Raw genomic sequence first — 15,439 nt, forward strand, 5'->3', positions numbered from 1 at the left:
GCTAAAACGGGCCTAAAACGGAAATCCTTTGGTGTCTGCCAACAAACTCCCTCCACGCAAAAAGCGGCAGCCTATTGTTACCCTACCGGGGTTGAAATGGGCCAACTGATGGGTATTACATTTTTCTGCGGAAATACGGCTACCTTTGTGCCCGTAGGCGGAGAACAGGTTTGTCTGGCCCGCAAAATATGGCATTCATGGAAAACAGAAATTACAGAGATAGAGAAGGCGGCGGAAAGCCAAGGCATTTCACCACGCCTAAGGTAGATAAGATGGAAATGGTGTTCGGGCTACGGCCCATTCTGGAAGCGTTGCACGCCGGAAAAACCATGGAAAAGATTTACCTCTTGAAAGGGGTGAAGCACAGCATCAGCCAGGAGATTACGGAGCTGGCCAAAGCCGCCGATATTCCTATCTCTTTGGTGCCCGGCGAGAAGCTGGACCAACTAACCCGCAAGAACCACCAGGGTGCGGTAGCCTACCTCTCTGCTATTTCCTATTCCCCGCTAGATGAGATTGTAGCCTCTCTCTTTGAAAAAGGAATAGATCCATTGCTGGTGGTGCTGGACCGTATTACCGACGTGCGGAACTTTGGCGCCATTGCCCGTAACGCCGAGTGTATGGGCGCGCACGCCATTGTGATCCCTAGCCGCGGAGCCGCCCAGATTAATGCCGATGCCCTGAAAACCTCGGCCGGCGCCCTGAACCTTATTCCGGTTTGCCGCGAGCCTAACCTCAAAGACACCCTACATTTCCTGAAGCAGTCTGGCATACGCGTGGTGGCCTGTACCGAGAAAGCCGAGGAGAACCTTACCGATGCCGGCGTGGACCTGACCGGACCCATTGCTGTACTCATGGGCAGTGAGGAAGACGGCATCTCACCGGAGTACCTGAAACGCGCCGATCTGCGTGTGAAAATACCTATGGTAGGCCAGATTCAGTCTTTGAACGTGTCGGTGGCCAGCGGCATTGTCTTGTTTGAGGCCATGCGTCAAAGAAAGGCAGGCTATTAAGTTAACCTGGCAGTTGGTGTAATAACCAATCTGCTGCTCAAACATTAAAAAGGGGATTTGCCGAAGTTAGGTGCAGTATTTGTAAATTCAGAAAGGGCAGATGCAGCCTTTTAACCGGTACAAGGGTCTCCTAAGAAAAGCCATGGCTATGAAAAATACCTTCCTGCTTCTTTTACTTGCCTTTCTGTCCTTCTCCTGCCTGGAGAAAGAAGACGAGGCTGTCGCAGTACTGCCAGACGGTACCTACACAGGAACCTTTACCAGAAGCAATAACCTCGGAGATGAGATGCCTAAAGTGGCGCAGGTCACTTTGGTGGTAAAAGGAAACACCTTTACAGGCACCAGTGATACGCCCCATTACCCCGCCATTGGTTCGGGCACTTACAAAATAAACGGGCAGGACATCACCTTTGAGGATGAAAGATTCTGGACCGCTGACTTCGACTGGACGCTCATTCTCAAAGGCACTTTCGCTCTGCAAAACACGAACGGGATTATTACCCTCACCCGCCGGCAGGGGAACCTGACCGATGTCTACCAGTTATCCCGGAAGCAGGAATAGGCAACTACTGAAGCCACAAAAAAAGAGCGGGTCCCCTGAAACCAGGGGACCCGCTCTTTTTTAAAGCCTGCCAATACAGTTATATGTAGTTCTGGCCTTTAATGGCTTTGGCGTCAGAGACAAAGTCTTTTACTTTCTGCTCATCTTCGCGGCGGCACACCATGAGTACATTGTCATGCTCGGCCACAATAAAGTTCTCCAGCCCCTGCAGCACCACCAGTTGGTTTTGAGGCGTCTTCACAATGCAGTTGTGCACGTCATAGAGCAGCACGTTTCCATCTATGACGTTGCCCTCAGAAGACTTCTCAGACAGGCTGTAGAGCGAGTTCCAGGTGCCCAGGTCAGACCAGCCAAAGTCGCCCAGGATTACATACACGTTATTGGCTTTTTCCATAAGACCGTAGTCAATGGAAATGTTGCGACAGTGGGAGTAGGCTTTATTGATGAAGGCTTCCTCTTTATCGGTGTCAAAGGCGGCTTTGCCTTCCTCAAAGGTCTCGGCCATGTCACTTAGGTATTCCCTGAAGGCCTGCAGAATGGTCTGTGCGTTCCAGATAAAGATACCGGCGTTCCAGACAAACTCGCCGCTGTCAATAAACATCTGGGCAATCTCCAGCGAAGGCTTCTCTGTGAAGGTCTTCACCTTTTTAAGCACATGCTCAGAATCTGGCAGGAACTGGATATAGCCGTAACCAGTGTCAGGGCGGGTAGGTTTAATGCCCAACGTGACCAGAATGTTGGCCGTGGCCGTGGCCTGTAAGCCTTCATGCACGCAACTGATAAAGGCGTCTTCCCTTAGTATCACGTGGTCTGAGGGGGCAATCACAATATTGGCGTGCGGATTCTTCTTGGCTATTTTGTAACAGGCGTAGGCAATGCAGGGGGCGGTGTTGCGGCCAATTGGCTCTTGTAGAATCTGATTTTCAGACAGTTCCGGTAAATGTTCCCGTACTAGTGCGGCATAGTCACGGTGCGTGACTACGTAAACATTTTCCGGGGGGCATACTTTCCTGAACCGCTTAACTGTGGTCTGGATCATGCTTTCACCGGTTCCTAAGACATCATGAAACTGTTTGGGGTAGTTTACCCGGCTAATGGGCCAAAAGCGGCTCCCAATGCCTCCCGCCATGATGACAACAAATGTATTATTGTTCATGTTATACAAGTCCTTCTTTAAGTAAGTCATGCAGGTGCACGAATCCTGCAAAGGTACCGCCTTTGGTGACAATTAACTGCGTAATGTTTTTTTGCTGCATGATAGCCAGGGCTTCCACGGCATAGGCGTCACAGTCAATGGTAAGTGGCGAAGGGGTCATGATAGCTGCCGCGGTAATCCCAGACAGGTTGTCAAAATTGGAGAGCATGCGCCGTAAGTCACCGTCTGTGATAATACCGGTTAAGGTACCAAAATTATCCAAGACCGCGGTGGCGCCTAATCTTTTGGAAGAGATCTCAATGATGATTTCCTTGAGGGTGGCGTCTTCTTTTACCTGCGGGGCGGCATTAAGGCTGTAAATGTCTTCTACTTTCAGGTAAAGCCTTTTGCCCAGGGAACCGCCCGGGTGCAGGGCGCCAAAATCCTCCTTACTGAAATCGCGGGCTTCCAGCAGGCAGACTGCCAGGGCATCACCCAAGGCCAGGTGCGCCGTGGTGCTGGTGGTAGGGGCCAGGTTATTGGGGCAGGCCTCGCGCTCAATGGTGGCATTCAAGACAAAGTCGGCCTGCTGGGCCAGATAGGAATCCACGTTGGAAACCAGGGCGGCTAACTGCGTGCCTTTGCGCTTCAACAACGGAACCAGCACCTTGATCTCTGGGGTATTGCCGCTTTTGGAGAGGCAGATTACAAAATCATTGGCCTGAATCATACCCAAGTCCCCATGGATGGCGTCGGCGGCATGCATGAATAGGGCCGGGGTGCCTGTAGAGTTGAGGGTGGCCACAATCTTGGAGGCAATGTTGGCGCTCTTGCCTATGCCCGTGACCACCACCCGCCCGGTGGAGTTTAAGATTGCTTGTACGCAGTTCTCAAAATCCTCATTTATATAGTCTGTCAGCTTAAGAATGGCGGCGGCTTCTTCTTGCAAGACATTTTTTGCAATGCTTTTGATATTTTTCGTGATATTCAAGTTAGATTTGTATTAGACAAGACAACAAAAAGACAGTACTTATAACACTTGTTTGCAATAACAAGCTCTTTTCATGTTAGTAAAACAAGAATCATTAAAGGACAAATTAAAGGAAGTTTTTGGCTATAGTCAATTCAGGGGAAACCAGGAGGCGATTATCCAGAACATCATGGCTGGCAAGAACACGTTTGTGATCATGCCTACCGGCGCCGGGAAATCACTTTGCTACCAGTTGCCCGCCCTGGCAATGGAAGGGACCGCTATTGTGATTTCGCCTTTGATTGCGCTCATGAAAAACCAGGTGGATCAGTTGAACGCGTTTGGGGTGAATGCCCAGTTCCTGAACTCCACTCTCTCCAAAGCGGAGATGAACAAAGTGAAGAAAGAAACGGTGAGCGGCGCCGTGCGGTTATTATACGTAGCGCCCGAGTCCCTTACCAAAGAAGATACCCTGGATTTCCTTCGTCAGGCCAAAGTGTCTTTTGTAGCCATTGACGAGGCCCACTGTATTTCTGAGTGGGGCCATGACTTCCGGCCGGAGTACCGCAAGATCAGGGGCATCATTGACAACATAGGCAACCTGCCCATCATTGCCCTCACGGCCACGGCCACGCCCAAGGTGCAGCTGGACATCCAGAAAAATCTGCAGATGGATGATGCCTCGGTGTTCAAGTCGTCGTTTAACCGCACCAACCTGTATTACGAGGTGCGGCCCAAGCACAACACCAAGAAGCAGCTCATCCAGTACATCAAGAAACACAAAGGCAAAAGCGGGATTATCTATTGCCTCAGCCGCAAGAAGGTAGAGGAGATAGCCGAACTTTTGCAGGTGAATGATATCAAGGCCCTGCCGTACCACGCCGGGCTAGACTCCAACGTGCGCATGGCCAATCAGGACGCCTTCCTCAATGAGGACGTGGACGTGATTGTGGCCACCATCGCCTTTGGTATGGGCATTGACAAGCCAGACGTGCGCTTTGTCATTCATTATGACACGCCTAAGTCCATAGAAGGCTACTACCAGGAAACTGGTCGCGGAGGCCGCGATGGTCTGGAAGGCAACTGCCTCATGTTCTACAGCTATGATGACATTGTCAAGCTGGAGAAATTCAGCAAAGACAAGCCTGTAACCGAACGCGATAACTCCAAGCTGTTGCTGCAGGAGATGGCCTCTTACGCCGACTCAGCCGTTTGCCGCCGCCGCCAGCTGCTGCACTACTTTGGTGAGCAGTATGACAAAGACTGCGGTTTCTGTGACAACTGCGTGCACCCTAAAGAGAAATTTGAGGCCGAGCAGGAACTGACCTATGCCCTGAAGGCTGTGGTGCAGACCAACCAGCGCTTCGGGATTGAGCACCTGGTACACGTGCTCATCGGTCTGAAAGACCAGTACGTGGAGAGCTACGGGCATGACCAGATAGAGGTGTTTGGCGTGGGTAAAGAGCAGGAACCCCAGTTCTGGAATTCCATTGTGCGCCAGGCGCTGCTGTTTGACTACCTGGAGAAAGACATAGAGGCCTTCGGGGTCTTGAAGCTGACGGAGAAAGGGGAGAAGTTCCTGAAAAGCCCGCATGCCATCAAGTTCTCCAAAGACCACAACTTTGACGAGGAGGTGCAGCAGGAAGAAGAGAAAGAGGAAACCCAGGCTGCGGCCGGGCATGACGCCGTTCTTTTTGACATGCTCAAGGCCCTGCGTAAGAAACTGGCAAAGGACATGAACCTGCCGCCCTACGTGCTCTTCCAGGACCCGTCTATCAAAGAGATGGCTACCACCTACCCCACCACCAAAGAAGACCTGGCGCATATTGCCGGCGTGGGCATGGGCAAGGTGCAGAAGTTCGGGAAGCCGTTCCTGGAACTGATCGCCAAATACGTAGAGGAGAATGACATTGTCACCGCCGCCGATGTGGTGGTGAAAACCACGGTGAACAAGTCAAAGCTCAAGATCTACGTCATTCAGCAGATAGACAAGAAAATGGACCTGGAGGAGATTGCCGCCTCTAAAGGTATTACCATGTCTGAGCTGATTGAGGAGATTGAGCACATTTGCTATTCCGGCACCAAACTCAACCTGGACTACTATATAGACGGGGTGTTGGATGATGACCGCCAGCAAGAAGTGATTGACTATTTCATGACCTCCACCACAGACAACATGGCCACGGCCATTAAAGAACTGGGCACCGATGATTACACCGAGGACGATCTGCGCCTGATGCGCATCAAGTTCCTGTCTAAATACGCGAACTAAAAAATGGCCGCGGAACTATAGAAAAACGAAAAGCAGGTGTGTGAGCACCTGCTTTTTTGTTTCCTTTGTAAACCACTCCGTTTCGGGGCCGTTTTTGGAAAAACGGCCCCGAAACGGAAAAAGTACCTTATTTGTATTGCCTGGGCAGCGGCCCGGGCCCTAACCAAGAGTGTATGAATGTTCTGATTATTGGAGCGGGTGGCCGCGAGCACGCCCTGGCCTGGAAACTGGGCCAAAGCCCTTACAGCGAGCATATTTACGTGGCCCCCGGCAATGCCGGCACGGCCCAGGTAGCCACCAACGTAGATATCTCCATCACCAACTTTGAAGAGCTGGCCAAATTCGCGACCGATTTCAATATCATGATGCTGGTGGTAGGGCAGGAGGCCGCGCTGGTAGAAGGCATTGCGGACTACTTCGCGGAAAAGGAATACCTCCAGCACATCCTGGTAGTAGGCCCGCAACGCGCCGGCGCCCAGTTGGAAGGCAGCAAAGACTTCTCCAAGCAGTTCCTCCTCAAGTACGGCATCCCCACGGCCCGGTACCAGACCTTTACCACCGACACCCATGACCAGGCCCTGGAATACCTGCAGACCCATGCCTACCCGGTGGTGTTAAAGGCAGACGGCTTGGCCGCCGGAAAAGGCGTGGTCATTGCCAAAGATTATGAGGAGGCCAGCTTTGCCCTCACGGGTATGTTAAAGCATCATAAGTTTGGTTCGGCGGGCCACAAAGTGGTGATTGAGGAGTTCCTGCAAGGGATTGAGCTCTCAGCCTTTGTGTTGACCGATGGTCAGGAATACGTGCTGCTGCCAGAGGCCAAAGACTACAAGCGCATTGGCGAGGGAGACGTAGGGCTGAACACGGGCGGTATGGGCGCCGTCTCGCCGGTTCCGTTCGCCAATGAGGCCTTTATGCAGAAAGTGCGGGAACGCGTCATAGAACCCACCCTGAAGGGCTTGCAGCAGGAAGGCATTCCGTACAGCGGGTTCCTGTTCATTGGCCTTATGAATTACAACGGTGACCCCTTCGTGATTGAGTACAACGTACGCCTGGGAGACCCGGAGACCGAGGCGATTCTGCCCCGCATCAAATCAGATCTGTTTGAGCTGTTCAAGGCCTTGCATGACCATGAGCTGGGGCAATACCAAATAGAAGTAGACCCCCGTTCTGCCACCACCATCTTCCTGGTTTCCGGCGGGTACCCCGAGGACTATGAGACGGGGAAAGTAATCAGTGGCTTAGAAAAGGCTCTGCCCGAAGACACGCTTTGCTTCCATGCCGGCACCAAGCAGAGCCAGGACGGCACCGTGGTCACAGACGGTGGCCGCGTGATTGCCGTAACCGGACTGGGCGTGAACATGGAAGAGGCCCTCAAGAAAGCCAATGCCGCCGCGGCCCAGATCAAATGGCAAGGCCGCTACTTTAGGCATGACATAGGCTTTGACCTTAAAAAAGCGCCGGCCTCCAAGTTTTAAGCTCTCTGAAGCATAAGGTGCTTGAACATCTGCTATAGGCCCCAGGGCAAGCCTCTTTCCATTAGAAAGAGTAGGGATTGCACTAAAATGACAAAGGCTGGTACTGTTACCGGCCTTTGTCATTTTAGGCTACCGTAAGGAAGATGATCTTTGTGGCAGCATTCAAGAAACTTAAGCCTGAAGCCCATGACACCGCCTCCTGGTCCTGACTATACTACTGCCGAGGAAGCAGTTAAATTGATAAAATCTGGTGACCGTGTCTTTGTCCACGGGGCCGCCATGACCCCGCTCCGGCTCATAAACGCGTTCTCCGCGCGCGGCGAAGAACTCCGGGACGTGGAGGTCATGCATGTGCATACAGAGGGCCCCGCGCCTTATACCTATCCAGAGCACGCGGGTCATTTCAAGACCAACGCCTGCTTTGTAGGCAGTAACATCCGCGAAGCGATCAACGCCGGCACGGCAGACTATATCCCTATTTTCCTGAGTGAGATTTCCTTCCTGTTTCGGCGCAACATTCTGCCTCTGGACGTGGCCCTGGTGCAGGTATCTCCGCCAGATAAGCACGGCTATTGCACTTTGGGGGCGTCAGTAGACGTGGCCTTGTCGGCGGTAGAGACAGCTAAGATGGTGATTGCCCAGGTAAACCCGCACGTACCTCGTACCCACGGCGATGGGGTGGTGCACATAAGTAAGTTCCAGGCGAAGGTTTGGGTGGAAGACCCGCTGGTGGGCCATTGCAGCAAGGCGCCAGGCCAGTTAGAGGCGCAGATAGGCAAACTGGTGGCCGAACTGGTAGAAGATGGGGCCACGCTCCAGATGGGCATTGGCGGAATACCAGATGCCGTGCTGGCGCAGTTGGGCAACCACCAACACCTGGGCATCCATACCGAGATGTTCTCAGACGGCATTATCCCGCTAGTGGAGAAAGGCGTCATTACCGGGGGTAAAAAGAAAATCCTGAAAAATAAGATTGTCTCCTGCTTTGTGAACGGCTCACAGAAAGTGTTTGATTTCTTGAATGACAACCCCATGGTAGTCATGAAGGAGGCCGTTTTCACCAATGACACCGCCATTATCAGGCAGAACCCCAAGGTAACAGCCATCAACAGCGCCATTGAAGTAGACCTCACCGGCCAGGTCTGCGCCGACAGCATTGGAACCTACCAATTCTCCGGGGTGGGCGGCCAGATGGATTTCATGCGCGGGGCCGCCCTTTCTGAAGGTGGCAAGCCGATCATTGCCTTGCCCTCTATCACAAGTAACGGCACCTCTAAGATTGTGAACATGCTCCAGGCGGGCGCCAGCGTAACCACCACCCGGGCGCACGTGCGCTACATAGTCACAGAGTTCGGCATAGCTGACCTGTACGGCAAGAACCTAAGGCAGCGGGCCAAAGAACTGATCCGCATTGCGCACCCCACCCACCAGGCCGAACTGGAGCGGAAGGCCTTTGAGCGGTTTAAGATTTTTTAATTGTTGATTTCGGATTGCTAATTGCTGATCAAAGCAGTGAACAATCAATAATAAATACGTTTTAAGCCTGTTTTCCTGAAAATGGCCCTAAAACAGGAAGGCCTGACTTTTTACAGTCAGGCCTTCCTGTTTTAGGGTAGTACGGAGTGCTTAGCAGTACTCCTGGAAAGCGCCTTGCAGGTTGTCTACAATGCGGGTAAGGTCGTTGCCTTCAATATGGTGGCGCTCAATCATGTGCACCAGTTCACCGTCTTTGAACAAAGCAATAGAAGGAGAGGATGGAGGGTAAGGCAACATGAATTCGCGGGCTTTCGCTACGGCATCGGCTTCCATGCCGGCAAATACGGTTACCAGTTTAGCGGGTTTTTGGTCGCTGCTGGCCACGGCCATTTTAAGGGCGGGGCGGGCTTTTGCGGCAGCACAACCGCACACAGAGTTTACGGCCACCAAAACGGTGCCTTCTTTCTGGTTTAATACGGCCTCTACTTCTTCAGGCGTCATTAATTGCTCAAAGCCGACAGAGGTTAGGTCTTCCCGGATTGGGGCTACCATATATTCAGGATACATTGCCATGGGTATAGGTGATTTTAGGTGAATTCTGGTTATGACGTAAAATTACGAAATCAAGGGCAAAACACCGCACCCACGCTTCTGGTTTCCAAAAGGATAGTTATTCTTTCCCCTGAAACTGCCCGGGCTCCGTCCAGCGGGAGAATGGAAGAGAATGGCTCTCGATTGATCGGCCCAAGGGAGGACAAGATTGGGCCCGGCAGTACGGCAACCGGTTGCTGAATGTGGAAACCTTTCACGAAAACTTTTGCTGCAAAGCTAGAACCACATTTATAGAAATGTTACCTTTGCAGGGCAAAACCTTCACAATAGCCCTTCTCCTGCTGCAAGCCTGTTTAAAAAGGCGGAAAGTAGCAGGCGGTTGATTTAATTTTAAGAAAGTTTCTTGGAATTTAACGGGCAAGCTTGTAGTTTTGCAAACTCATTTAGAATCAGAGTCAAAAGCATTTATCTATATTCACAACCATGGCTAACCATAAGTCAGCATTAAAGAGAATCAGATCTAACAACGCGAAACGCTTGCTGAATCGCTATCAGGCGAAAACTACCCGTACCTTTGTAAAGCGTTTAAGAAACACAACCGACAAAGCTGAGGCGCAGGAGCTGTTCAAGACGGTATCTGGTATGCTGGACAAGCTAGCCAAGAAGAATGTGATCCACAAAAACAAAGCGGCCAACAACAAGTCTAAACTGGCTAAATTTGTAAATAGCTTAGCTGCCTAGTTTTTTTAGGTAGTTTTATCCTTCTTGGGTAAACCATCAGAAGCCTTGCTATATGCAAGGCTTTTTGTGTTGCGGCCATTTTTAGTTGCTAGGGCGTTTCTCCTTTCTCCTTGGTTCAAGTTTCCAACTTGGACCTATTATGGCGGAAGCTTTCAGCTTCCCTGAGGCGACAGCCTCAGCTCACACCTTCCTATGTATGGGGCGGATTTGCTTCCGTGACTTTCACGCATAACGTCCCCCATTGAAGTCAGGGTAACCCCTAGGAGTGATGAATTTCGTTTTGAGCCCGTTTTCCCTAAAACAGCCTCAAAATGCCAACGGTTTGGAACGGATGAACAAAAGAGAAGGTAGGTTACTGCTTGAACCGAAACGGACAGGTCAAGCCCTGTCCCTACGGCAGAAGTAACAGAACGCCATCTTACTTACTCGCCTTTCCTGTAACGCCAATCAAGAGATTGTCTGTCTAGCTTGCGTAGGGTGCTGCCGCTAACTCTACGCACAACATTTAAATCCGAAGTATTCCTTGTAGGGACAGGGCTTGACCTGTCCGCACGCATTGCCCTCTTTCTCGTCCCCTTGAAGGGGTAGGGGATGACCACTTTTGCAGATCAACCCGTTACCAACCCGTTTTTCCAAAAACAGCCCCAAAACAGAAACGTCAAACTATATCCTTCCTGTAAAAAGCAAGCCAGGATGCTGCCTGCCCAAATCAAAAGGCACATAAAAGCAGAAGGCCCGTCTCTATGGAGACGGGCCTTCTGCTTTTATAAAATCTAGCTACTAAAATCTAGCGGCTCCTAGTGCACAATGCTCAACTTGATCATGTTGGCGCGTTTTTTCTCCATTACTGGCATAGAACCAATGTTGATGAACACGTCGCCTTTTTCCAGGTGGCCTTCACGCAGCAAGATCTCCTTCAGGTCAGAGATGGTATCATCTGTAGACACAAAGCGGTCATAGTAGAACCCTCTGATGCCCCAAACCAGATTAAGGGTAGTGAGCAGCGCGCGGTTGTCTGTGAAAATGAAGATATGCGATTTCGGGCGGTGCTTGGCCAGCTGGAAAGCGGTGTAACCAGACTTGGTCAAGCCAATAAGGGCGCGGGCATCGGTGTCGCGGGCAAGGCCTACGGCGCTGGCCACCACGGTGTCATTCATGAAAGTGTCTCCCTCTGGGTTGTAGACAAAATTACGGTGGAACACTTCGGCCTGTGACTCTACAGACTGAATAGTGCGGTTCATGCTCCGGATAGTCTCAATAGGGTAGGCACCGGCGGCGGTCTCCGCGCTCAGCATCAACGTATCGGCCCCATCCATAACGGCGTTGGCAATATCGTTGGTCTCGGCACGGGTGGGGCGTGGGTTAGTGATCATGCTTTCCATCATCTGGGTAGCAATAATCACGGGCTTACCAACGGCCTGACATTTCTCCACAATCATCTTCTGGAGCATAGGCACTTCTTCCATACCTATCTCCACCCCAAGGTCACCACGGGCCACCATGACGGCGTCTGTGGCTTCAATGATGGAGTCAATGTTGCGGATAGCCTCTGGCTTCTCCACCTTGGCAATCACACGGGTGTCTTTGCCGCGCTCGGCAATAATACGCTTGATCTCATGGATGTCTTCCACCTTGCGTACAAAGGAAAGCGCCACCCACTCCACGTCATTGTCCAACCCGAAGTGCAGGTCCTGGATATCTTTCTCGGTAAGGGACGGGGCCGTCACCACGGTGTCTGGCAGGTTAATACCTTTGCGGGGTTTCACCACGCCGCCGTATACCACCTCAGTCAAAACTTCCTTGTCGCCGTCGGTGCTGATCACCGTCAGTTCCAGCTTGCCATCGTCAATCAGAATGGCGTCACCGGGGCGCACGTCATGCGCCAGGCGCAGGTAGCTGGTAGAAAGGCGGGTAGAGGTGCCTACAGATTTGTCGCAGACAATAGTTACTTGCTGGCCGGCTACAATCTCAACGGCGCCGTTCTCTATATCATTCAGACGGATCTTTGGGCCCTGCAAATCCTGCACCAGGCAAATATTGAAACCTTCTTCGGCATTGATAGCGCGTACGTGCTCAATTACTTTAAGGTGTTCTGGGTGGGTGCCGTGAGAAAAGTTAAGGCGGAAAACATCTACCCCTTCCTGAATGAGGGCGCGAAGGCGTTCAGGGGTGTTGCTGGCGGGGCCAACGGTGGCAATAATCTTGGTTTTGTTGAAATGGATAGCCATGCGCTAAAAAAGCAGGTTTTCTTTAAAACGTAAACAATGTGGGTCAAAGGAGCGCACGTACTGCACCAGCGGTACGGCATTTAAGGTCTGGAGGAGCTCTTGCTGTAAATGGGTAAGCCCGCCAGTTATTTGAATGACATAGTCATACTCTTTAATATCCGGTACCAGAAAAGGGGAGGCCAGGGTACTGGTGCCTACAGACCGGTTGCGCAGCAGGCGCAGGGAGCCGTGTTCGGCGCGGTGCAGGTAATTGGAGATCACCAAGCGGCCCTTGTTCAGAAAATCAATACACAGGTCTGATTGTTTTACCAGTCTTATCCTAAAACACTGGTTCAAAGCCCAAGCCAAGGTGTGTTCTTTGCTGGATGAAACCACTCCATAAAGATCGAAATCAAAATCATGTTCTATGTCTAGACGGAAAGATTTCATGGAATGTGGTACTCTGTTGTAAGTTTGATATTGGGATGGCAAGTTAAAGAAGGGAATTGGAAACACAAGTACCCTTTCTAGAAAAGTGCCATAATAAAACTATTGCTCACAATTTGTTTGACATTGTGTTGCCAAATCTATTTCTTTGCACTGTGTTTTAAAAAACTTCTAAAAAAATGTCAGAAATCGCAGAAAAAGTAAGAGCTATCATTATTGACAAATTAGGCGTTGAAGAATCTGAGGTAACGCCTGAGGCTAGCTTTACAAACGACCTGGGTGCCGACTCTCTTGATACCGTAGAATTGATCATGGAATTTGAAAAAGAATTCAATGTATCTATTCCAGACGATCAAGCTGAGAATATTGCAACGGTAGGCCAAGCGATCAGCTACCTGGAAGAGCACGCAAAATAATTTTTGCACCTTCTCCTTTTCTTTTATTGATCCAATTTTACCTATTCAATACAGGTTCTTTCCCTCTACTAGCAGCGTATGGAGCTTAAGAGAGTTGTCGTAACTGGCCTTGGTGCAATTACCCCCCTGGGGATAACTGTCTCTGAATACTGGAACGGCCTCGTGAACGGGGTGAGTGGGGCAGCGCCCATTACTCGCTTTGATGCATCAAAATTCAAAACCCAATTCGCCTGCGAAGTTAAAGGGTATGATCCGGAGCAATACTTTGAGCGTAAAGAGGCCCGCAAGATGGACCTCTTTACGCAATTTGCTGTTATTGCTGCCGACCAAGCAGTAAAAGACGCCAATCTGGAGGATGAGTCTCTGGACAAAGACCGCATTGGCGTGATCTGGGGTTCTGGCATTGGCGGTCTGCGCACCTTTCAGGAGGAATGCGTGAACTTTGCCAACGGCGACGGGACCCCCAGGTTCAATCCCTTCTTCATTCCCAAAATGATCGCCGACATTAGCGCCGGTCATATCTCTATCAAATACGGGTTCAGAGGCCCCAACTTTGTCACGGTGTCTGCGTGTGCTTCGGCTACTAACGCCCTTATTGACTCTTTCAACTATATCCGGTTGGGTATGGTAGACATTGTCATGAGCGGTGGTTCTGAGGCAGCCGTAACCGAGGCCGGAGTAGGTGGTTTCAATGCCCTGAAAGCCCTTTCTGAGCGCAACTCTTCTCCAGAGACCGCCTCCCGCCCGTTTGACAATGACCGTGACGGTTTTGTGTTAGGCGAAGGGGCCGCGGCCATTGTGCTGGAAGAGTACGAGCACGCCAAAGCCCGGGGTGCTAAAATCTACGCCGAGATCATTGGCGGCGGCATGTCTGCCGATGCGTACCACATCACCGCTCCTCACCCTGAAGGATTAGGTGCCTTGAATGTGATGAAAAACGCCTTGAAAGATGCCGGTATCAAACCAGAACAGGTAGACTACATCAACGTGCACGGTACTTCTACTCCATTAGGTGACGTAGGGGAGGCCAAAGCCATTGAGGCAGTTTTTGGTGACCACGCCTATAACCTGAACATTAGCTCTACCAAATCCATGACAGGCCACCTTTTAGGGGCAGCCGGCGCAATTGAGGCCGTAGCGTCTATCCTGGCTATCCAGAACGGTATTGTTCCGCCTACCATTAACCACTTTACAGATGATGAGCAGTTTAACCCTAAACTGAACTTCACCTTTAACAAAGCACAGAAGCGCGAGGTAAACATTGCCTTGAGCAACACCTTTGGGTTTGGCGGCCACAACACATCTGTGATTTTCAAAAAGTTCAGTGAGTAGTGTTGAGCCCGATCAGACCGGTCTTTCGCGCGATCAACAAATTCTTTTATAAAGATAAGGCCTTTGTCAATGCCGTGACCCACATTACGGGCATGGCACCTGACAACCTGCACCTGTACCAATTGGCGTTCACGCACACTTCCTTTGTGCGCCAGAACCTGAAAGGGAACCAGGAAACCAATGAGCGCCTGGAATTTCTGGGAGATGCCATTCTGGGCGCAGTCATTGCCGAATATCTTTTCAAGAAGTACCCTTACAAAGACGAAGGTTTCCTGACGGAGATAAGGTCCCGCATGGTGAACCGCGAGTCTCTGAATAGCCTGGCCGTAAAGGTTGGGCTTAATTCGTTGATCAAGGTTGACAATATCTCTGGCGTGACCCGCCACAAGTTCATCAATGGCAACGCCCTGGAGGCCCTGGTAGGCGCCGTCTACCTGGACAAAGGCTACAAAGACACCAAAGACTTCATCCTGAAGAAACTGGTGAAGCCGCACTTTGACCTGCACCAGCTTACCACCACCACCAGCAATTTCAAGAGCAAGCTCATAGAGTGGGCGCAAGGCCAGAACCGTAGCATTAGGTTTGAGATTGTGGGGCAGAAGCAGTCTGGCAGCACCACAGAGTTTACCGCCGCCGTGGTGGTAGATGATGACATCATCGCCTCTGGCAGCGGCCTCTCCAAAAAGAAGGCCGAGCAAGCCGCCGCCGAGAAAAGCATGGAAGTGCTGAAGGCCGCCGGCACCCAACTCCCGTAACCCTTTCCGTTTTAAGCCTGTTTTCCTGAAATCAGCCCCAAAACAGGTTGGCCAGGAATTATATGCCCTGGCTAAAGCAAACT

Annotated in this window: 14 protein-coding genes; 9 read left to right on the forward strand and 5 right to left on the reverse strand. The window is 51.2% G+C overall.

All coding sequences use genetic code 11. The features are described from left to right. The first annotated feature begins 197 nt into the window (after positions 1 to 197). Together rlmB and TH63_RS02490 are read left to right on the forward strand one after the other, a co-directional pair. Complete coding sequence (rlmB, locus tag TH63_RS02485; protein WP_048922536.1) at positions 198 to 1,013, forward strand: 23S rRNA (guanosine(2251)-2'-O)-methyltransferase RlmB; 816 nt, start codon at positions 198 to 200, stop codon at positions 1,011 to 1,013. A 148-nt stretch (positions 1,014 to 1,161) separates the two neighbouring features. Further along, the gene (locus TH63_RS02490) at positions 1,162 to 1,575 is read left to right on the forward strand and encodes a hypothetical protein (RefSeq protein WP_156180325.1); all 414 of its coding nucleotides are present in this window, start codon (positions 1,162 to 1,164) and stop codon (positions 1,573 to 1,575) included. Positions 1,576 to 1,654: 79 nt separating this feature from the next. Here the strand turns inward: TH63_RS02490 and TH63_RS02495 are convergent, their stop codons facing one another. Beyond that, complete coding sequence (locus tag TH63_RS02495) at positions 1,655 to 2,731, reverse strand: mannose-1-phosphate guanylyltransferase (protein WP_048922537.1); 1,077 nt, start codon at positions 2,729 to 2,731, stop codon at positions 1,655 to 1,657. Position 2,732: 1 nt separating this feature from the next. Beyond that, entirely contained in the window at positions 2,733 to 3,701 is a 969-nt protein-coding gene (locus TH63_RS02500) for a KpsF/GutQ family sugar-phosphate isomerase (protein ID WP_048919540.1), read from the reverse strand. 73 nt (positions 3,702 to 3,774) lie between these two features. Between TH63_RS02500 and recQ the strand changes: the two genes are divergently transcribed. From recQ to TH63_RS02515, 3 genes are all read left to right on the forward strand, one after another. Next, complete coding sequence (gene recQ / locus TH63_RS02505) at positions 3,775 to 5,952, forward strand: DNA helicase RecQ (RefSeq protein ID WP_048919541.1); 2,178 nt, start codon at positions 3,775 to 3,777, stop codon at positions 5,950 to 5,952. A 173-nt stretch (positions 5,953 to 6,125) separates the two neighbouring features. Then, complete coding sequence (gene purD, locus TH63_RS02510; RefSeq protein ID WP_048922538.1) at positions 6,126 to 7,430, forward strand: phosphoribosylamine--glycine ligase; 1,305 nt, start codon at positions 6,126 to 6,128, stop codon at positions 7,428 to 7,430. A 186-nt stretch (positions 7,431 to 7,616) separates the two neighbouring features. Further along, positions 7,617 to 8,906: an acetyl-CoA hydrolase/transferase family protein gene (locus TH63_RS02515; RefSeq protein WP_048922539.1), complete on the forward strand. Its 1,290-nt coding sequence runs from the start codon at positions 7,617 to 7,619 to the stop codon at positions 8,904 to 8,906. Between the two features lie 150 nt (positions 8,907 to 9,056). Here TH63_RS02515 and TH63_RS02520 read toward each other — a convergent pair whose 3' ends face one another. Further along, positions 9,057 to 9,473, reverse strand: a complete 417-nt coding sequence (locus TH63_RS02520) for a BrxA/BrxB family bacilliredoxin (protein ID WP_048919542.1) — start codon at positions 9,471 to 9,473, stop codon at positions 9,057 to 9,059. A gap of 468 nt (positions 9,474 to 9,941) precedes the next feature. Between TH63_RS02520 and rpsT the strand changes: the two genes are divergently transcribed. After that, positions 9,942 to 10,199, forward strand: coding sequence for a 30S ribosomal protein S20 (gene rpsT / locus TH63_RS02525; protein ID WP_048919543.1), 258 nt, complete (start codon positions 9,942 to 9,944; stop codon positions 10,197 to 10,199). Positions 10,200 to 10,996: 797 nt separating this feature from the next. Here the strand turns inward: rpsT and pyk are convergent. Both pyk and TH63_RS02535 read right to left on the reverse strand, forming a co-directional pair. Beyond that, positions 10,997 to 12,427, reverse strand: a complete 1,431-nt coding sequence (gene pyk, locus TH63_RS02530) for a pyruvate kinase (RefSeq protein ID WP_048919544.1) — start codon at positions 12,425 to 12,427, stop codon at positions 10,997 to 10,999. Positions 12,428 to 12,430: 3 nt separating this feature from the next. Beyond that, positions 12,431 to 12,856, reverse strand: coding sequence for an IPExxxVDY family protein (locus TH63_RS02535; protein ID WP_048919545.1), 426 nt, complete (start codon positions 12,854 to 12,856; stop codon positions 12,431 to 12,433). Positions 12,857 to 13,032: 176 nt separating this feature from the next. On the opposite strand from TH63_RS02535, the gene TH63_RS02540 reads away from it, so the two are divergent. The 3 genes from TH63_RS02540 (at position 13,033) to rnc (ending at position 15,356) form a co-directional block, all read left to right on the forward strand. Beyond that, on the forward strand, positions 13,033 to 13,269 hold the full coding sequence (locus TH63_RS02540) for an acyl carrier protein (protein ID WP_048919546.1): 237 nt from the start codon (positions 13,033 to 13,035) through the stop codon (positions 13,267 to 13,269). A 78-nt stretch (positions 13,270 to 13,347) separates the two neighbouring features. After that, a complete protein-coding gene (gene fabF / locus TH63_RS02545) occupies positions 13,348 to 14,601 on the forward strand; it encodes a beta-ketoacyl-ACP synthase II (RefSeq protein WP_048919547.1) in 1,254 nt (417 codons plus the stop codon). A 92-nt stretch (positions 14,602 to 14,693) separates the two neighbouring features. Continuing rightward, a complete protein-coding gene (rnc, locus tag TH63_RS02550; RefSeq protein ID WP_156180769.1) occupies positions 14,694 to 15,356 on the forward strand; it encodes a ribonuclease III in 663 nt (220 codons plus the stop codon). Positions 15,357 to 15,439 lie beyond the last annotated feature (83 nt).

Origin of the sequence: Rufibacter radiotolerans, from assembly GCF_001078055.1 — a bacterium.
GTDB classification, from domain to species: domain Bacteria; phylum Bacteroidota; class Bacteroidia; order Cytophagales; family Hymenobacteraceae; genus Nibribacter; species Nibribacter radiotolerans.